At 70.9% G+C, this 17,916-nt stretch carries 15 protein-coding genes and 1 pseudogene; 7 read left to right on the plus strand and 9 right to left on the minus strand.

The features are described from left to right. Positions 1–31: 31 nt before the first annotated feature. Together AB0R04_RS03290 and AB0R04_RS03295 are read right to left on the minus strand one after the other, a co-directional pair. The gene (locus AB0R04_RS03290; protein ID WP_363367710.1) at positions 32–403 is read right to left on the minus strand and encodes a hypothetical protein; all 372 of its coding nucleotides are present in this window, start codon (positions 401–403) and stop codon (positions 32–34) included. An 87-nt stretch (positions 404–490) separates the two neighbouring features. Continuing rightward, entirely contained in the window at positions 491–1,015 is a 525-nt protein-coding gene (locus AB0R04_RS03295) for a MepB family protein (RefSeq protein WP_363367712.1), read from the minus strand. Positions 1,016–1,245: 230 nt separating this feature from the next. On the opposite strand from AB0R04_RS03295, the gene AB0R04_RS03300 reads away from it, so the two are divergent. After that, positions 1,246–1,695: a hypothetical protein gene (locus AB0R04_RS03300; RefSeq protein WP_363367714.1), complete on the plus strand. Its 450-nt coding sequence runs from the start codon at positions 1,246–1,248 to the stop codon at positions 1,693–1,695. 391 nt (positions 1,696–2,086) lie between these two features. Here AB0R04_RS03300 and AB0R04_RS03305 read toward each other — a convergent pair whose 3' ends face one another. The 5 genes and pseudogenes from AB0R04_RS03305 to AB0R04_RS03325 form a co-directional block, all read right to left on the minus strand. Beyond that, positions 2,087–4,414 (minus strand): collagenase, encoded by a 2,328-nt coding sequence (locus tag AB0R04_RS03305; protein ID WP_363367716.1) that lies wholly within the window; start codon positions 4,412–4,414, stop codon positions 2,087–2,089. A 543-nt stretch (positions 4,415–4,957) separates the two neighbouring features. Further along, positions 4,958–5,842 carry a hypothetical protein gene (locus tag AB0R04_RS03310; RefSeq protein WP_363367718.1) on the minus strand — a complete coding sequence of 295 codons (885 nt, stop codon included), beginning with the start codon at positions 5,840–5,842 and terminating at the stop codon, positions 4,958–4,960. A 471-nt stretch (positions 5,843–6,313) separates the two neighbouring features. Next, positions 6,314–6,700: an SsgA family sporulation/cell division regulator gene (locus tag AB0R04_RS03315; protein ID WP_363367720.1), complete on the minus strand. Its 387-nt coding sequence runs from the start codon at positions 6,698–6,700 to the stop codon at positions 6,314–6,316. A 556-nt stretch (positions 6,701–7,256) separates the two neighbouring features. After that, positions 7,257–7,433, minus strand: a pseudogene (locus tag AB0R04_RS03320) (alpha/beta hydrolase); the annotation flags it as partial. A gap of 370 nt (positions 7,434–7,803) precedes the next feature. Next, on the minus strand, positions 7,804–8,676 hold the full coding sequence (locus tag AB0R04_RS03325) for an aldo/keto reductase family oxidoreductase (RefSeq protein ID WP_363367722.1): 873 nt from the start codon (positions 8,674–8,676) through the stop codon (positions 7,804–7,806). Positions 8,677–8,806: 130 nt separating this feature from the next. Between AB0R04_RS03325 and AB0R04_RS03330 the strand changes: the two genes are divergently transcribed. The 5 genes from AB0R04_RS03330 to AB0R04_RS03350 all read left to right on the plus strand — a co-directional run bounded on the left by AB0R04_RS03330 (position 8,807) and on the right by AB0R04_RS03350 (position 15,924). After that, positions 8,807–9,250: a helix-turn-helix domain-containing protein gene (locus AB0R04_RS03330; protein WP_063351967.1), complete on the plus strand. Its 444-nt coding sequence runs from the start codon at positions 8,807–8,809 to the stop codon at positions 9,248–9,250. Between the two features lie 323 nt (positions 9,251–9,573). Next, positions 9,574–12,030, plus strand: a complete 2,457-nt coding sequence (locus AB0R04_RS03335) for an FtsX-like permease family protein (RefSeq protein ID WP_363367724.1) — start codon at positions 9,574–9,576, stop codon at positions 12,028–12,030. 163 nt (positions 12,031–12,193) lie between these two features. After that, the gene (locus AB0R04_RS03340; protein ID WP_363367726.1) at positions 12,194–13,312 is read left to right on the plus strand and encodes a basic secretory protein-like protein; all 1,119 of its coding nucleotides are present in this window, start codon (positions 12,194–12,196) and stop codon (positions 13,310–13,312) included. A gap of 336 nt (positions 13,313–13,648) precedes the next feature. Beyond that, positions 13,649–14,773 (plus strand): hypothetical protein, encoded by a 1,125-nt coding sequence (locus tag AB0R04_RS03345; RefSeq protein ID WP_363367727.1) that lies wholly within the window; start codon positions 13,649–13,651, stop codon positions 14,771–14,773. A 212-nt stretch (positions 14,774–14,985) separates the two neighbouring features. Then, positions 14,986–15,924, plus strand: a complete 939-nt coding sequence (locus AB0R04_RS03350; protein ID WP_363367729.1) for a CAP domain-containing protein — start codon at positions 14,986–14,988, stop codon at positions 15,922–15,924. Positions 15,925–16,193: 269 nt separating this feature from the next. Here the strand turns inward: AB0R04_RS03350 and AB0R04_RS03355 are convergent, their stop codons facing one another. Next, positions 16,194–16,550 (minus strand): beta/gamma crystallin domain-containing protein, encoded by a 357-nt coding sequence (locus AB0R04_RS03355; protein ID WP_363367731.1) that lies wholly within the window; start codon positions 16,548–16,550, stop codon positions 16,194–16,196. A 479-nt stretch (positions 16,551–17,029) separates the two neighbouring features. Here AB0R04_RS03355 and AB0R04_RS03360 point away from each other — a divergent pair, with 479 nt between their 5' ends. After that, positions 17,030–17,578: a hypothetical protein gene (locus AB0R04_RS03360; protein ID WP_363367733.1), complete on the plus strand. Its 549-nt coding sequence runs from the start codon at positions 17,030–17,032 to the stop codon at positions 17,576–17,578. A 16-nt stretch (positions 17,579–17,594) separates the two neighbouring features. Here AB0R04_RS03360 and AB0R04_RS03365 read toward each other — a convergent pair whose 3' ends face one another. After that, positions 17,595–17,768: a zinc-binding dehydrogenase gene (locus AB0R04_RS03365; RefSeq protein WP_363368013.1), complete on the minus strand. Its 174-nt coding sequence runs from the start codon at positions 17,766–17,768 to the stop codon at positions 17,595–17,597. Positions 17,769–17,916 lie beyond the last annotated feature (148 nt).

Below are 17,916 nucleotides of genomic sequence, written 5' to 3' on the forward strand. Positions count from 1 at the left end.
GCGTCCCTGCGGTCCCCGGTTCGGCCGCGGCTCAGGCCGTGCCCGGCTCGTCCGCGGGTCGGCCGGCTTCCAGGGCGCCGGCCTGCCGCTTGAGGTCATCCGCGATGTCGTCCCAGTCCGGACCGTGCAGCCACAGGCTATCGGCAGCCTCCCGCATCAGTGCCGACTCGTCCGGCCGCTGCAGGAGCACCAGCCGATAGGCCAGGTTCCGGATCCAGACCGGCAGGTAGCCGTCGACCATGTGCGGGCAGAGCTCACGCAGCATGCTGAGGATCGCATCCGCGCTGGCGAAGGTCAGCTCCTCGACGAAGTAGTGCTCCCGGTGTTCCCGCTCGCATGTCGGTGTGGGGCGGTATTCGTCTCCGTAGAGGCATCGGGCATGCTCGGTCAGGGTGCTGTGCATGCCCCGGAGCCTACGACGTGATGATCCGCCGGAGAGGACCTGGATCCCTGTCGACCAGTCGGCGGACGGTGGGACTGAAGGATGCGGCTACGGGTGGTAGAGGGTGCGGGCGTGCGTCAGGTCGGTGGGCCCGGTCTGGCCGATGTGGAGGAAGTGGTTCACCTGCCAGGCCTGCGTGCTGCGCGCTTGCCGGTTGGCCGTGGTCACCCATGGCGGGTAGACGCGGAACCCCCGTTTCCCGCCGGAGCCGTTGCGGGAGACGATGTCGCGCTCGCACAGCACCTCGCGGGGGAGGACGAACTGCCCGAAGCCGTTGTCGTCGCGGCAGCTGATGACGAAGAGGTCCACCCCGTCGTCGGTGTCGAAGGGCCGGATCGGTCCCTCCTCGGAGCGCAACCACACGGTGACGAACTGGCCCACCTTCGTCGGGGTGGTCTTGGCCGCGCGGAACCGGACCGAGCGGCCGTCGATGGTGAACCGGCAGGCCGCGTATTCGGCGCTCTCCGGTTCGGCCACCGGGGGCGAACAGGCGAAACCGCTCGGGTCGTACACCAATGCCTTCGCCGCCAGCAGGTCACCGTGAAGCCCTGCCCACGGCTGATTCGTCACCATCCCGTCATCCTGCCATCGAGACTGCCACCCCTTGAACCGGAAGTGCCTTCCTCGGGCAGACCCACGATCGGCGGTCCTGTGCGCCCCAACGAAGTTCCTAGCTAGGGTCTGTCGTCAGGCTCCCGGCGTCGGTGCGCAGGCGGGAGTCTGACGACAGGCCCCTGCATCCCGACAGACCGTCCGACCCGCCGGGCCCCGTACGGGCCCCGGCCCTTTCCCGATGGGATCAGATGAAAGCTGTCCGCTGGGTGATGACCGGGCTCGCCGTCCTCGCGGCGCTGGCGGTCGCGGCCGTTGTGGTGATGGTCCACCGCGACCGGGTCGAGACCGAGGAGCGCCGGGTAGGGGCGGCGGCCGGGGCGGAGGCGAGCGCCCGGACGTACGCGGCCAGGCTCGCCCCGGCCTTCGAATCCGGGCCGCAGACCGTCGATTCGCTGGAGGTGCTCGCCAAGGGCACGGCGGTGCACGTCGTCACCGCGGCCAGGAAGGAAGCCTCCGTCCAGGTCGGTGTGATGGCGGACGTGCTGTACCCGGGCGGGTGGAGTACCGCCCAGGAGACGGTCTGTCTGCTGGCCGAGCTCTCCCGCAACGGCGGCCCGGTCATGGCGCAGGTGTCCGTCGTCCCGTGCGCGTGGATCCCCGCCGTCACGACCCGCGCCGAGACCTTCAGCGTGGGCTGAACCCGCCGCTGCCGGGGGCCTCCGCGTCCGCCTCCCTCACCCGACGGGGTGCCGGGTCGACGTGCTTGTGGGTCGCCGCCCGCGGACCCCGTTGTCGTCGGCGTTTCCGAACCGGTGTGCCAGGCAGTCACACGCGAGGGTGACCGGGCCGGACTCCGCCGCCGCGACTGCGAAAAACCGCGAAAGCAGGGCCTCCTGGATCGCTCGTTGGCGTAGACGCCCTCCGAGCTACCACGAGGCCCTGCTGCCATGCCCGCTACCGACCGCGATCACCCGATCGAGACTCCCGTTCGATCGGCAGGCCCCTTGATCGGTACGACAACGGCTACTTGCATAGGAACCCTTACACGTCCGGGCCCTTCACCGCTCGCCCGAGGTCGTGGGTGCGCGGTTACTGGTACTGCGTGGTGACGCTGACGCCGGTGAAGTCCTGCTGGGCGGCGAGGCTGAAGTAGACCCAGCCGGACGGCGGGTTGTTGATGGTCAGGGTCTCGTTGTCGCCAGCGTTGGTGGACTTCGCCTGGTAGCTGCTGGTGGTGGCCCAGCTGCTGCCGCCGTAGTACAGGTCGGCGTTGCCGGTGCCGCCGCTGCTGGTGATGGTCAGTTGCTTGACGCCGGCCGGCAGGTACAGGAAGTGGAAGCTGTAGTTGCCGGTGGTGGCCGCGAGGTTGTCGCGGCGGCAGTTCTTGTCGAACTGGCGCGGGTCGGCGATGGTGCAGAGCGGTGCGGCCGGGGCCGGGGCCTCCGGCAGGGGACCGCAGTCGTTGGTCGCGCAGGTGGTCTTCAGCCAGGTGGCGAAGCCGGCGTCGTAGCTGGTGCCGATGGTCTGCTTCAGGAAGGTGCGGGCACCGTTCCAGTCGCCGGCGCGGTACTTGGTGAGCACGGTCTCGATGTCCGCGCGGTGTTCCTGGAGCATGTAGCGGACCGCCAGCCAGCCCCACCGGTAGACCCGGTTCGAGTTGACGTCGGCGTCCGCCTCCTGGCCGTAGACGGTGTCGAACAGCTCGCTGAGCTTGTAGGTGTTCTTACTGGCCTCGTTGATCGCGGCGGTGTTGCGCTCGTTGCGGTAGCCGTACGAGATGTTCTCGGCGATGCCTTCGACCCACCAGATGGTCGGGGTGGTCTGGCTGGCCTCGAAGTCGCCGTACATGTTGTAGCGGCCGTCGAGGTAGTGGGTGTACTCGTGGTTGAGGTTCCAGATCTGGAAGTCGGGGCGCAGCCAGCTGGCCTCGTGGGCGATGAAGCGGGCCTGGTTGCCGGGCTTGGCCGGGTCGCCCTCCTCGTACATGCCGCCGTTGTCCACGTCGATGTCGTAGAAGGCCCAGGCGTACAGCGAGTACTGGGTGTAGTCGTCGAAGACGACGACCTCCAGGTTGGTGTTCACGTCACCGGGGATCGCGCCCTTGTCGCCGATCACCTTGTGGAAGTAGGCGTCCTGGTTGATCAGGCTGGTGCAGGTGGTGGCCAGCTGCCCGGGGGACATGTCCTGGGCGCGGATCTTCAGCCCCGGGTTGCAGATCCGCTGGATCGGCAGGATCACCGGGAGCAGACGGTCGCTCAGGTCGCAGATGGCGTAGGCCGCGCAGTTGCCCTTGTCGAACTGGCGGGTGGCCCAGCCCAGGTTCATGGTGATCGGGGCGGTGGGGCCGACGTTCGGGTAGCGGTTGATCAAGTCCTTGAGCAGTGGCCGCAGCCGGTCCTTGAGCTCGGGGACGTCGAGGGCGTAACCGAGGTAGCGGCCGATGTTGCTGACGATGTCCAGGCGGTTCAGCTGGGAGTCGTTGCGGGTGATGAATCCGGCCCAGGTGTCGAGGATGCTGGGGTCGGTCTTGAGGGCGGCCTTCCAGCCCTGGCTGTCGGTCTTGGAGTCGAAGCCGTCCTTGATGACCCACTCGAAGTGGTCCAGGGAGAGGGTCATCGACTGGGGCCAGGTGCCGTTGTAGTTGGCGAGCACCCACTTGACGACGCTGGCGTACCGGCCGAGCGTGTGGGTCTGGCCGATCACCGTGACGACCTCGTTGAGGGTGTCGCCGTTGGCGTCGGTGACGTCCTTGCTGTGCGGGGCGGCGAAGAAGGCGTCCAGCGCGCCGCGGGCCGCGGTGTCCAGGGTGGCGCCGTAGCTGCCGACCTCGTTCGGGCGGGTCTCCTGCACGTAGTAGCCGGCGCGCAGGAACATCACCAGCTGCCCGATGGACGTGCTGTTGTCGCCCGAGTAGGTGGCGGAGGTGTCGCGCAGTGCGTTGGCGACGGTCACCATCTGGGACTCGCGGAAGGCCTTCCCGGCGTCGGCGCCGGTGAGGTTGAACAGCGGGTAGGCGCAGGGGACGTTCGGCAGTGCCTTGAGCTGCTGGACCAACGCGCTGCCCGTGGCGTTGATCACTCCGGACAGGTTCGGGCAGGGCTCCCCGGCGGTGGCCGAGAACTGCTTGGCCGCCTTGGCGGGCTCGCTGACCGGGGCGCCCGGTGCGGTGGCCTCCTCTGCGTGGTCCTGGGCGAAGAGCTTGAAGGAGCTGTTGTTCCTGGCGTCGGGTGACTTGGGGACCGGGATGGACCGCGGCGCCTGGGTGGCGGGTCCGGCGGCGTTCGCGCCAGCCGGGGTCGTGGCGCCGACGGGGGCGGCCTGGCTCTGCGGGGTGAACAGGCCGAGCGCGATGAAGAGGGCCGCGCCGAGCGCGGGGAGTCTGCGCGCGTTGACCTTCGATATCCGGGAGAGACGCATCTGTGGGGGCCTCCGGGGCCGTTGTGACCGCGTGTTGGGGCACGCGACCGCTCGATGTGTGACATGTAAAATGTCACGTGTCGCATAGGCCCGGGAAGACTCGGGACCGGATTGCCGTCCACCGCAACCGAAACGTTGTCAGATCGGGCGGCTCCGGACCTGCTCCTGGCGAAAACGCCATCCGCCCTGTTGAGGCCGCGTGTTGGTACTCGTGGAGTGTGCCGCCGAGGACGGCGCGGTCGGTGGCGGTGGACGTGGGCCTGCCGACCTGTCGCTGAAGTGCGAGTGGTTGGTGGCACAGGGCGAGGATCTCGATGTCCTTCTCTCAGCTGCTCATCGGCAGGAGTGGTTCAGCACGATTCACCCGGTCGTCGGTCAGAGCCGGAGCCATGGCGCTTCGACGTCCACAAGACGCCCTCGGCCCGGACACCCGCCCGGACTCACCGTCCGGGGGCCGACCGCAGCCGTCCGCGGGTGAACGGTGCTCCCGGCCCGACGGGCCGGGAGCACCGGCACACGATCATCCCGGCAGGGAGCGAGGGGCTACGGACGGGGGTCCGGCGCGGCCTTGGGAGAGCGGTCCGCGCGGTCGAGGTCGACGAGTAGACGTTCGACGTCGGTCATCAGCGACCCGTACACGTGCCAGGCGCCCGGCTCGGTCAGCGCGCCTCGCTCGATCTCGCCGGTCATCATCCCGTGCCAGGCCGTGGCCTCCTCGATGGCCCGGCGCAGCCTCTCCCGGGGCCCGTCCCCCTCCGGGCCGGCGGGGATCCCGGAACCGGTGAACGATCCCACCGCTCGCCCTGCGGCCTCCAGAGTGGCCGCGTACCGGTCGAGGAAGAGCTGGCCCAGACGGTGGCCGGTATGCCGGTCGTCGACGGTGTCGGCCAGCGTCCGGGCGATTCCGCGAACCTGGAAGGAGATCCGGTGCAGGGCGCGCAGTGCCTCGCCGTGGGCCGACGGCGCCCGCCTGCCGCGCACGACGCACCGCGTGTTCCACCGCAGGCTCTCCTGGCCTCGGCGCACGTCCTCCTGTGCCTCCACCGCCAACTCCTCCAGATGTCGGCCCCGCTCCAGCCACTCCTGTGCCCGGTCGGCGTGTCGGCGCTCCCTCAGCCCGCTGCCCATGTCGCCCAGCAGCTCGCCCATGGCCGCGGCGAGGCCGCGTACCGAGGCGTCGGAGGCCCCTAGGTGCAGAGGAGGCAGGATGAGGGCGTTCACCACGATCCCCACTGCGGCGCCGGTCAGCGTCGCCAGGGTCAGTGCGACCAGGTGGCCCGCGGGCACGGCCGTCGCCGCCGCCAGGGTGAGCACCGCGGTCGAGGCGATCTGCAGCCGGTCCTCGGAGCCCCGGCGGCCGCTGGCGACCAGCGCGATCGCCGGGAGGGCCGCGACGCTTCCCGCGGCCGAGCCGAGCCGAGCAGCCACACCACGGCCACGGCCAGCGACAGGCCCGCCGCCCGGGCGGCCACGCTGCGCAGCGCCTGTGTCACCGACCGGTAGATGGTCGGGGCGTTGACCATGGCGAGTGCGGTGGCCGTAGCGAGGTACTGCTGCTGGCCGGGGAGCCACCATGAGGCGGCCTCCCAGGCCAGAACGGCCGCGGTCAGGCTCTTGGCGCTCCGGGCGGGCACCGAGGCTATCCGGCCCGGGGGTGTCGGCCGGGAGGTGCGCGGCAGCCGTAGGGCTCGGCCTGCCGTCTCCCGCCACCGCGCGGCGGTGAGGGGCAGTCGCACGAAGGCGTGGGCTGTCATGACTCTGCTCCTGCTCCGTCTGTTGCGGCGGGGTGGCCCGCACCGGGGTTCGGCGTGTCGGCGAGGGACCGCGGTCGCGGTCGCGGACCCGGTCGACCGGTGGAGAGCCGGGCGGACGGCGTCGGGGGCCCGCGTCCGGCGAGCCTCAGGCGGCTCCGGGCAGCAGCCGCGACAGTTCGGCGTCCAGGTCGAATCCGTCGGTCTCCCGGCCGGCGGGCACCAGCCGGTACGTACGCTCCAGCCACCCGGCCACCACCGCGAGCGGGGCCCTGAGCCAGGCGGTCCCGTCCGGCGAGGACAGGGCCAGGTTCAGTACCGCCTCGGGCCCGGCACCACCCGGCCACACCTGCACGTCCCCCTGCCCACTCGGCCTGAGCAGGCCCTGCGCCAGCAGGTCGCGGGCGAAGGCCCACGGGACCAGGTCGTCCGCATCGGTGCGAAGGAGCGCGTGTACGGCGAGCGGGTCGCGCGAGCGGTACGACAGGTGGGTTCGCAGCGCGACGGCTTCTCCCGACGCGAGCACGAGCTCCATGTCAAGCGTTTGATCTACACGGCCGGTCACGGCTCTCCTGCCTGGTCGATTCGGGCCCGCGCGGGCAGGTGCCTCGTCGCGGCCGTCGTCCGGCCGGGCACCGTCGGCCCTCGCTGTGGTGGGGCATGAGACGACGCTACCTCCAGATATGTTGAATGTTGTACTTTATTGGTGTGGGGTGCGTCATGCCGGCCGAAGCGGCGGAAGGGGAATAGCGGCGCGACGGGCACCCCCTCGTCCCCGCCGGAGGGCATTTGGCCCCGCCCCCGCTCGCGCGGGGTGTCCGTCCGGCGGAACGCGGCCCCTTCGGGGGTGGCGCCGACCTGCCTGGCGGTGGTCCCGGTGGCGGGGTCTCCACCTGACCGGCGCCCCACTCGGACCCGCCCGGCGGTCCCGCAGGGCGGGCCCCACCGCCGTCCGCACCATCCCGGCCGTCGTAGGGCCTGCCTGACAATTCCCGCCGCGCGCTGATGCGACGCGAGTTGTCAGACAAGCCCTAGTTTCCGCAGGTCAGGTCCTTGGCGGGCAGCCGACCGGTGGTCAGGTAGCGGTTGACGTCGGCGTGGGCGATCAGGTCCCAGTACGCCTTCCGGACCTCCGCCGCAGTCGCGCCCAGCAGGTACGTGCTGTTGCGGGCGGCGGCCCACTCCGTCCACCGGGTGAAGGCGAGTTCGGCCCCCGCCGACCACCCCCGGAACATCCCCCGCCACGCGAGCGCCGGATCGAGCGCGCTGGGGTTGCCGTAGTCCAGAGGCACCTTGACCTTCGCGCACTCGAACCCCGCCGGCCCGCTCGCGTCGCAGCGCTCCCAACGGAGCTCCTGCTGCGCGTACTGCTGGAGCGGATCGCCTCCAGTCTTCGTTCAGGCGCACTCGCCCCCCGTACGGCGCAGGAATGGGTTCATGATCAGACTTGCGGCGTACGGGGGACGGGCTGACGTAAGGCCAGAGTCCCACCTCCCGCCGCCCGTCGGTCAGGGTCGACGGCCTGTCGCCCGCCTGCCGGCGCTCACGCTGCGCACTCCTCGGCCCGCGGCACGGCGGAGGCATGCTCGGTCGTGGTACGGACGGCGCGGCCGATCGCCTCGATGTCAAACGAACTGCCTAGCGGCCGATGTCGTCCAGCGCGGCGAGATCGTCGTCGGAGAGCTGGAGTCCCGCGCCTGCGACGTTCTCTCGCAGGTGTGCCACCGACGAGGTGCCGGGGATCAGCAGGATGTTCGGGGACCGCCGCAGCAGCCAGGCCAGGGCGACCGACATCGGTGTCGCGTCCAGCCGGGAGGCCATCGCCGTGAGCGCGGCGGACTGCAGCGGACTGAAGCCGCCGAGGGGGAAGAAGGGCACGTAGGCGACGCCCTGTTCGGCGAGTTCGTCGATCAGCTCGTCGTCGTGGCGGTGGGCGAGGTTGTACATGTTCTGGACGCACACGATCGGCGCGATCGAGAGTGCCTCGGTGACCTGTTCCGCCGTCGCGTTGCTCACGCCGAGGTGCCGGATCAAGCCCTGCTGCTGGAGTTCGACGAGTGTTTCGAAGGCCTCGGCGAGCGAGCCCGGCTGGGGACCCTGGGCGTCGCCGAGCCGGAGGTTGACCACGTCCAGCGTGTCGAGGCCGAGGTTCTCCAGGTTCTCCTGGACGGCCCTGCGCAGGTCTTCGGGCTTGCGGGCCGGGGGCCAGCCTCCCTCCTGGTCCCGGGTCGCGCCGACCTTGGTCACGATGTGCAGCGAGTCGCGGTACGGGTGGAGGGCTTCGCGGATCAGCTGGTTGGTGATGTGCGGGCCGTAGGCGTCGGCGGTGTCGATGTGGGTGATCCCGAGGCCGACGGCCTCGCGCAGAACAGCGAGCGCGCCGTCGTGGTCGGCGGGCGGGCCCATGACCCAGGGGCCGGTGAGCTGCATGGCGCCATAGCCGAACCGGGTGACGGTCAGGTCGCCCAGGTTCCAGGTGCCGCCGGGAAGCATCGCGGGGAACGTGCCCATTCTCTTGCCTTTCGTGTCAGCGAGGTGGTGGTGCCTGTCGGCGCCCTGCACCATCATTGGTGAGTAGCTTCCTGACAGGAAGTAGGTACTTCGGAGTGCGTAAGGCACCCGTGGGTGAGAGGAGCAGCCGATGGCGACGGTGACGGCGGCCCAGCAGAGGGCACAGGCCAAGGTGGAGTACGACGCATTCCTGGCGGTCTGCCCCAGCCGCAAACTGCTCGACCGGATCTCCGACAAATGGGTCGCACTGATCCTGGCCGGGCTCGGCAGCGACGCCCCTCACCGGCCGGGCGCCGACTGCGCCGGCGAGCCCCGGGCGTTGCGCTACTCGGAGCTGCTGCGCCTGCTGGCCGGTGTCAGCCAGAAGATGCTCACCCAGACGCTGCGCTCCCTGGAGCGCGACGGCCTGGTGTCCCGCACCGTGGTGCCGACCGTGCCCGTCACCGTCTCCTACGAGCTGACCGATCTCGGCCTGTCGTTGTACGGGATGATGCGCGGCCTCAAGGCCTGGGCCGAGGTGCACATGGACGATGTGCTGGCCAACCGCGAGACCTACGACACCCGCGGCGCCTGACCCGCGGCGTCTGAAAGCCGCAAGGGCAGGACGAGGCCGGGTGCCCGCTTCGGGCACTGGCCCGGTTCCTCAGGGGCGATATCAGGGGTGATATCAGGGGCAGTCCGGAGGTGCCGATCCCGCGTGGGGCCGTAGCGTCGGCGCGGCGGGTGGCCGATGCGCCCGACCGACCCCCACGGAGAAGGCGAGCGCGTGTTCCGGAGCAAGGTTCCAGCAGCGGCCCCGTCTCCTGGCGAGGGGCGGGCCCCGGGCCAGCCGTACGTCGTCGAGCAACACGGGATGCGGATGGCCGCGCTGGAGCCCGGCGGGAGTGGGACGAAGCCGTGCTGAAGATCGCCGCAGCCACCCTGCGCCACCGCCTGACGGGCTTCGCGGGCGCCTTCCTCGCCCTCACGCTCGGCACCACGATGATCGGCATGATGACGCTGACCCTCGCCGCCACCTTCGGCACGCCGCACCCGGGTCCGCAGCGCTTCAAGGAGGCCTCGGCCGTCCTGGCACCGCAGGGCTTCGACGGGCGCCCGATGAAGGCCCCCGCCGTCCTGCCGCCCGACGTCGTCGCGAAGGCGGCCGCGACCGGGCACGCCACGCCGGACCGCAGCTTTTCCGTGCAACTCGCCTCCGGCTCCGGGGAGATGACGGGCCACCCCTGGTCCTCGGCCGCCTTCGCGGGCTACCGCCTGGCGGCCGGGCGCGCGCCGCAGGCCGCGGACGAGATCGTCGTCGGCGGCGGCTCCCGGGAGCTGATCGGACGCCAGACCGACGTCACGACGGGCGACGGCGCCGGCCACTACCGGGTGGTCGGCGTCACCGACGCGCTCTGGTTCGAGAACGCGGTCTTCTTCAGCGCCGCCGAGGCGCAGCGCCTGTCACCCGGAGTGAACGCGCTCGTCACCGACCAGGACGCGAAGCAGCTGGCCGCGCTCGCGGGCGACCGGGCCGTGGTCCTCACCGGCGACGGCCTGACCCGGCTGGACCCCGACTCCACCGGCGGCGCCCAGGCACTGGCCAACGCCCAGGCCATGGCGGGCAGTACGACCGGACTCGCCGTGTGCGTCGCGGTGTTCGTCGTCGCCGCGACCTTCGCCTTCGCCGCCGAGCAGCGCCGCCGCGAACTGGCGCTGCTGCGCCTGGTGGGCGCGGCCCCCGGGCAGGTGCGGCGCATGGTGCTCTGGGAGGCCCTGCTGATCGGCCTGGCCGCGGCGGCGGCCGGCTGCCTGCTCGCACCGCTGTGCACCGTGCCGCTGCGTTCCTGGATGCTCGACCACCACGTGGCCCCGTCGTGGTTCACCATCCCCGTCACCGTCCTGCCGCTGCTGGTCGCCGCCGTCATCGGCGTCGCCGCCGCGCTGGCCGGCTCGGCCGCGACCCTGGTGCGCGTCTCGCTGATCCGCCCGATCGAGGTGCTGCGCGAGAGCGTGCTGGAGCGCAGCGCGATGACGCCGGCCCGCTGGCTGCTGGGCGTCGGGATGCTGGCCGGCGCGGTCGTCGCGGGCATCGTCATCTCCCGCACCGAGCCGTACCTCGCGGCCAGCGCCCGCAAGTACGAGGTGGTGCCGGTGCTCTACGTCGGCGCGGTCACCCTGTTGGCCCCGGCCCTGCTGCGCCCGGTGACGAGGTTGCTGCTCCGCCCGCTGCGCAGCTGCGCCACGGCCGGCCCGCTGCTGGTGCGGGAGAACATCCTCACCTCCCGGCGCCGTACGGCCGCCACCGTGGCGCCGATCGTGGTGGCCGTCGGGCTGGTCGCCGCGATGCTGACGATGCAGGAGTCCGGCGACGCGGCACTGCTGGCCCGGCAGCAGCAGGAGATCCGCGCGGCGGACGTGGTCGTGCCCGGCGGCTCGGGGATCGACGGTCCGACGCTCGCCCGCCTGGCGGCCGTGCCCGGGATCCGGGTCACCCCGGTCACCTCGATGAACCTCCGGATCGGTACCGCCGCCGGTGAGCAGATCGACTCGCTGAGCGCGAAGGCCGTCCCGGCGGCGGCGCTGGGCGTCACCGTCACGCCGCCGGTGCTCTCCGGCTCCCTCACCTCGCTGCCCGAGGACTTCCTGGTCATCGACGAGCACGCGGCCGAGTCCGACGGCCTGGCGGTGGGGGACCGCGTGGTCATGCTGCTGCCGACCGGCGCGAGGGCCTCGACCGTCGTCGCGGCGGTGGTCGCGCGCGGCCTGAACGGGGATGACACGTACCTGTCCTCGGCGCTGACCGGCGCGCTGATGCCGAGCCGGGTCTACCTCGACTCCTCGGCGGGCGCCGGCGCGGCGCTCGATCCGCGGCAGACGGCCGCGGTGAACCAGGCGCTGGCGGGTTCCGGCGCGCACGTCGTGACCTACGACGCCTACCTTGAGGCCGAGCGCGCGCATGCCGCGCAGCAGACGGACAACGCGGCGGTGATCATCCTGGGGATCGCGCTGGCCTACGCGCTGATCGCGGTCGCCAACACCCTGATCATGGCGATGGCGGGGAGGCGGCGGGAGTTCGCCCTGCTCGCTCTCACCGGCGCGGTGCGCGGCCAGATCGTGAGGGTGGCCGCGGCCGAGTCGGCCGTGGCGGTGGTCGTCGGCACCCTGCTCGCCGCCGTGGCGACCGCGCTCGCCGCACTGACCCAGCACGTCTCGTTGGGCAAGCTCGTGGCCGACGCGCCGACGGTGGTCCCGTGGGCGCGGATCTGGGAGACCGTCGCGCTCTGCGCCCTCGTCACCCTGGCCACCGCGGCCGGCGCGGCCGTGCGTGCGACCCGTGGGCGGGCGGTCGAGAGCGCGGGCATGCGCGAGTGAGGAGCCACCTGGCAGGAGGCCTGGACCTTCGGGTGAACACTACCGAGTCGACGGCCTGTCAACGCACCCGTTGACGGGAGCGTTGACGCCGCGTCTACCGCGGCCCGGTGGCATGAGCGCAGGCCGGTTCCAGGGGGGAACCGCCCGAGAGGAGAGCCCCGAGATGTTCACCCGTCGTACGGCCGCCGCCGTCGTCCTGTCCGCCGCGACCGTCGTGTCCGGGATGGCCTTCGGCGCCGGGACCGCAAGTGCGGCCGAGTCGCTCCCGTCCAGCGGCGCCGACTACCGCATCTCCAGTTACGCGGGCGGCGCCCTTCAGTGGGACAGCCGCAACAACGCCTCCAACGTGGTGGTCCGCGACTGGAACGAGTCCTCCGCCCAGCAGGTCTGGACGGTCAGGGACGAGGGCAACGGCGCCTGGTCGGTCAAGGTGCCCGGTACCAACAACGCCGTCGACCGGGACCGGGGCAAGAACACCGTCGGTGCCTGGAACTACGTCGGCGCGGACAACCAGAAGTGGTGGCTGGAGAACACCTCGATGGGCAGCGGCCGGGCCTGGCTGCTGCACAGCGTCTCGGACAGCAGTCTCTGCCTGGCCCGTGGCGCGGACCTGAACGCCAAGGTGGCCGCCTGCAACGCTGGGGACCAGGCGCAGTCCTGGAACCTCGACCGCAACGGGGCCACCACCCCGCCGACCGCCGGCCGCCCGACCATCGACCTCGACTACTCGCAGGCCCCGGACCTCGGGCCGTGGCTGGAGCAGCAGAAGAGGACCGTCGCGGACTACTACCCGACGATCTCCAACCTGATCACCAAGGGAGCCTTCGCCGCCCCCAGCTACTTCAAGATCATCTTTGACCCGAAGCTGACCGACAACCCCGCGTTCACCACGGTGAACCCCAGCAACGGCGTCAAGGAGGTCCACGTCAACATCGGCTACACCCGGGGCAACCAGGGTGACACCGGCTTCCTGGTGCACGAGGCCGTGCACGTCGCGGTCTGGGACAGCCCGTTCTCCGGCAAGTGGTGGCTGGGCGAGGGCCTGGCGGACTGGGTGCGCGACTACAACTTCCAGCCGGGCACCGGCGCCCAGCACTTCGGCCCGGACTCCAACTACGACAGCGGCTACCAGGCCACCGCCCGGTTCATCGACTACGTCTCGAAGGCCTACAACAAGCCCGACCTGGCACACCTGCTGAACACCACGAACTACAACGAGCAGATCTGGGTCCAGCTCACCGGCAAGAGCGCCCAGCAGCTCTGGAACGAGATGCCCAAGTAACCCGCCCCCCCACACCCCACCCGACGGCCCGGCACCCACGAGGTGTCGGGCCGTCGGGTCGTCGTCAAGAGCGCCGCCAAGGGGCGCGGGTGCGCAGCGCGAGACGGCCCGGCGTGCCCGGAGACGCCGGAAGGTCGCCTGTTCGAGTGAAGGTCGAGATCGGGGTCCCCGAGTTCTGATCGGTCGTCACCGATGATGCGTCCGAGAGCTTGCGGCGAGGGCCGGGCAAGAGCGGCCCGTCGGGAGGCAACGCCGCCGCGTCCTCGTGGCAGCCTCCGCGACCGCGCCCGGCGCGGCCGCATTCCCGCATGACAGCGCACCCGATGAGGAGATGAAGTGCAGGAGAAGCGGCTCAAGTCCTGGGGCAACAACCGCGCAGGCCAGCTCGGCGACGGCACCTGGACGGACATCCGTACGACGGCCACCACCGTGCTGGGGCTGACGAGCGCCGAGGTGGTGAAGATCGCCGCCGGGGGAAGTGGCCCCGCCACAGGTTTCGGGCTGGCCCTGTTGACGGACCGCACGGTGCAGACGTGGGGTGCCAACGGGTCGGGGCAGCTCGGCGACGGCTCGGTGTTCAGCCACAACGCGCCCGGCCAGGTCGTCAACCTTTCCGATGCCGCCGACGTCGCCGCGGGCGGAGTGCACAGCCTGGCACTGCTCGCCGACCAGACCGTGGTCGCCTGGGGGCGCAACAACCACGGCCAGCTCGGCAACGGCACCAACGCCGACAGCAGCGTCCCGGTCCGGGTCGAGGGACTCAACAAGGTGATCGCGATCGCCGCCGGACTCAACCACAGCCTGGCGCTGCGCGCGGACGGCACCGTGTGGGCCTGGGGCCACAACATCAACGGCCAGCTCGGGGACGGCACTTCGGCGAGCCGTAACGTGCCGTCCTTGGTGAACAACCTGACCGGTGTGACCCGGATCGCCGCCGGCGCCGACCACAACCTGGCCCTGATCGGCCCGCCGAGCAGCTCCACCAAGCCCACCAGTGGCAACGCGGTGAAGGCGTGGGGCTACAACGCCACCGGCCAGCTCGGCGACAACACCACCATCAGCCGCTTCACCCCGGTCGACACCCAGGGCAGCTGGCTCGGAGGGGTCTCCGGGATCGCGGCCGGAGCCCACCACAGCCTGGCCGTCACCGACAGCGGCAACAAGCTCAAGGCCTGGGGCCGGAACACCTCCGGCCAGATCGGCGACGGCACCACCGACTACCGGAGCACCCCCGTCCCGGTCCCCGGCCTCACCGGCATCCAGCTGATCGCCGGCGGCCGCGAACACACCATCGCCCTGCTCGGCGACAACACCGTCCGCTCCTGGGGCAACAACGGCTCCGGTCAACTCGGCAACGGCACCACCACCGACAGCAGCACCCCCGTCACCTCGCTCACCGCGCTGACCGGCGTCGACAAGATCGCCGCACCCCTCGGCGGCGACTTCAGCCTGGCCAACTGAACCCGGCGCGCGGCCCCGGCTCCCCGCCGAGGCCGCGCACGGCAGCACGATCCGGCTGACACACGTGTGGGCCTGAGGTCCGCGCCGCCTCCGTGGACGACGCACATCCTGTTCGTCAACGCGCTGCTGATCAATTGTCAATCCAGTCCTGGTGTCCTGACCGCGTTCCGCAGTCTCATCCGCACGCGGTCCATCGACAACAGGAGATTCCCGTGTCTCACCCGTCCACCCCCACTCCCACCCCCACCCTCCGCCTCCGCCCGAGCACCGGCACCCGCCGCCGCACCCGGCTGGCAGGCCTGGCGCTCGCCGTCTCCGCGATATCCGCGAGCAGCATCACGCTGCTCGCCGCGCCGGCGAACGCCGCCGTGGTCGAGCAGATGATCACGATCCAGGACCACCAGAACCACAACTCGCTGGCCAGCTCCGACGGCGAGGGCTCCCGGATCGTCGCCCGCAACTACCAGAACGCCTCCACCTCGTTCTGGATCTCCAACAAGCCCGGCGACCGGGTCGACTTCGCCCGCAACGTCAACGGCACCGAGCGGGTGCTGGAGATGGACACCAACGACGGCCGGTCCACCCAGTTCATCCACTGGTGGGCGGGCGACAACCAGCAGTGGACCATGGAGCCCGCCGCCGGCGGCGGCACCTACCTCCACAACGCCCGCGACAACCGCTGTCTGACCTACCACGGCCTCGACCGGGAGGTCACCGTCGAGAACTGCGACGGCAGCATGTCCCAGCGGTTCGATCTGATCGGGTCGGGCACCGGCCCGGGCCCGGGCCCGGGTACCTCCGTCGAGCAGCGCTTCCTGGACCGGCTCAACACCGTGCGCGCCCAGAACGGCAAGCCGGCGGTGCGCCTCAACCAGACGCTCTCCCAGGCCGCCAAGTGCAACGCCGACCAGATGGACCAGCGCCGCGTCTCCGGCCACTTCTGCGACTCGGGCAGCATCGCGCGGGGCCTCGGCTACACCGGGAGGGGATTCGGCGAGATCGCCTTCTACGGCCCCACCGACATCGACGCCGCCGTCGACGGCTGGATCAAGTCGCCCGGCCACCTGGGGATCATGCTCGGCGACTACAACGAGGTCGGCCTGGCCCGCACCGGCAACGCCTCCTGGAACGCGGACTTCAGCACCCGCTGACCCTCGCCGCGACCGCTCCGCCGGGGCCGCGGCCGACGGTGGTGCCCGGCTGGGGCGGGCGAGCACACTCCGGCGACCGTTGGGGCTCTGCGGGCAGCCGTGACACCACATGCCGGCGCCGGCCAGCCCCTGGAGGGCATGGCCGGCGCCGGTGGACCGGAATTGAGCGAATTCACGTCACAGAAAATTCGACGGCGATCAAAGTGCTGCGGGGACTTTCGGTGATGCGGCCGGGCGAATTTCCGTTCGGGTCCCGCTCCGCCGGTTCGTCAGAGGATTTGGATGGAGTTGACCCTCGGCGGGCGGTTCGGGTACGTGATGTCGGTCCAGCGGTTGACCCTCACCGAGTCGCCGTTGGCGTCGGAGTAGACCAGGTCGTTGTTCCCCGTGGAGATCCGGTCGATCCACCACCCGCCGAAGCCGATCGTCCCCCCGTTCGCGTAGCAGTCGACGCTGTCACGGCCGTCGAGGTGCGACCAGATCTTCAGGAAGTCATTGCGGCTCCCGTCACACTGGATGTGGTCGATGGCGAAGGCGTTGCCGGACGGCACGGCCACGGTGAGCGTGGCCGCCGCGGCGAAGGCCATCGCCAACGAGCTCACGACCTTCTTCGCTTTCGAGATCATGGATTCTCCTCAACCGGATGAAATTTCGAATCGGAGTCCGCTTCGCAACGAGTTTCGGTTGCGTCGTGCTCGATCAGTATCCAGACCGCCTTTGTGAGGGTCAATCGAACAAGCCTCGACCTTACGTGTTCTCGGTCATTTCCATCCGGACTTTCGGCGAGGCGTGGGGTGTGTTGTTCTGGTGTGTCGCGAGTGGTTCCGGGGCCGGGCGGACGGGTCGTCGACCGAGATCGCCTAGCGGCTGCTCTGACGTGGGGTGATGGTCCGACCACAGACCGCGCGCGACAGGTGCTGGGGGCACCTGGCTGGGAGAGGGGGGTGGGGCTGGCGAGTTCGACGCATGACGTGTCGGGTGTTGCCGGGTGAGAGCGGGGTGGCCGGTGCGCGCCCCCTTGAGTCGCGGGCCGCACCAGTTGTCGCGCAGCCTTGACAGTGAGTCACAGGCTGAGAACCCTGGTGCCGTACTCGAGGGACACGGCATGCCATGGGTTGACGAGAGCGGGCGCCACCAGGGTTTCCCGGCGGCGGTGTTGGCGGACGGCAGTGAGCCGACGCCGTTGCCGCACGGGCGCACCACCTGGTGGCTCTACAACGGTGCGGACGGTCCTCGGGCCGCTGCGGTGCGTGGTGGTTGCACCTGTGGCTGGCGGGGTGAGCGGGTGCATCTGTTGGACTTCGGTGACGACGCGGCGACCGAGGCGGTGGGCGAGGCCACCGGGCCGTTCGCGGACTGGGAGTGGCATGTCGACCTGGCCGAGGGTGTGGTGCCGCGCGAGGTCGAGGAGCTGGTCGCGGCGCTGGTGGACCGGATCTGCGATCTGACGGACAGCGCGCCGTACGCCGCTGCCCGTGCGGCCGCCCGGTTCGAGCGCGCCGCAGGCGCGACCGCGCTGCTGGCAGGCCGCAAGGCCCGCAGCAACCTGATGACCTGGGAGTACATCGGCCGCGCCTTCGGCTGCAGGCCGGAGGAGGCGCTGGAGCGGTTCGGCGAGACGTTGCCCGACCTCGACCGGGGCGATGAGGCGTAGGCCGTCAGCACTCACATCACCTCGCCTCGGACGACGGCGCACCCAGCTCGACGGCGGCGCGCCGGTTCTCCTCATTGGAGGCCATGGCGATGACCTCCGCGCCCGCGTGCTTGGCGAGCTGGACGGCGAGCGAGCCGACACCGCCGGGGGCGGCCGGGACGAGGGCGGTGTCCCCGGCGGTGACGCGCAGGTCGGTGGAGAGGAGGTGTCATGGGCGCGGGGTACGAGCCTTCGCGCAGGTGGATGTCGGCGTAGTTGACGCCGGCCAGCCGGGTGCGGAGCCGAAGGTGGCGGGGTCGCTTGTCCGGTTCGGGCAGCTCGGTCGGCTCCAGGACCTC

The sequence above is a fragment of the Kitasatospora sp. NPDC056731 genome, from assembly GCF_040687675.1.
Classification (GTDB): domain Bacteria; phylum Actinomycetota; class Actinomycetes; order Streptomycetales; family Streptomycetaceae; genus Kitasatospora.

What these genes read in the sequence shown, in the direction of transcription:
- AB0R04_RS03355 (WP_363367731.1), bottom strand. Translation starts at nt 16,550, where the DNA reads ATGATCTCGAAAGCGAAGAAGGTCGTGAGCTCGTTGGCGATGGCCTTC.
- AB0R04_RS03300 (WP_363367714.1), top strand. Translation starts at nt 1,246, where the DNA reads ATGAAAGCTGTCCGCTGGGTGATGACCGGGCTCGCCGTCCTCGCGGCG.
- AB0R04_RS03325 (WP_363367722.1), bottom strand. Translation starts at nt 8,676, where the DNA reads ATGGGCACGTTCCCCGCGATGCTTCCCGGCGGCACCTGGAACCTGGGC.
- AB0R04_RS03340 (WP_363367726.1), top strand. Translation starts at nt 12,194, where the DNA reads ATGTTCACCCGTCGTACGGCCGCCGCCGTCGTCCTGTCCGCCGCGACC.
- AB0R04_RS03305 (WP_363367716.1), bottom strand. Translation starts at nt 4,414, where the DNA reads ATGCGTCTCTCCCGGATATCGAAGGTCAACGCGCGCAGACTCCCCGCG.
- AB0R04_RS03315 (WP_363367720.1), bottom strand. Translation starts at nt 6,700, where the DNA reads ATGGAGCTCGTGCTCGCGTCGGGAGAAGCCGTCGCGCTGCGAACCCAC.
- AB0R04_RS03330 (WP_063351967.1), top strand. Translation starts at nt 8,807, where the DNA reads ATGGCGACGGTGACGGCGGCCCAGCAGAGGGCACAGGCCAAGGTGGAG.
- AB0R04_RS03360 (WP_363367733.1), top strand. Translation starts at nt 17,030, where the DNA reads ATGCCATGGGTTGACGAGAGCGGGCGCCACCAGGGTTTCCCGGCGGCG.
- AB0R04_RS03295 (WP_363367712.1), bottom strand. Translation starts at nt 1,015, where the DNA reads ATGGTGACGAATCAGCCGTGGGCAGGGCTTCACGGTGACCTGCTGGCG.
- AB0R04_RS03290 (WP_363367710.1), bottom strand. Translation starts at nt 403, where the DNA reads ATGCACAGCACCCTGACCGAGCATGCCCGATGCCTCTACGGAGACGAA.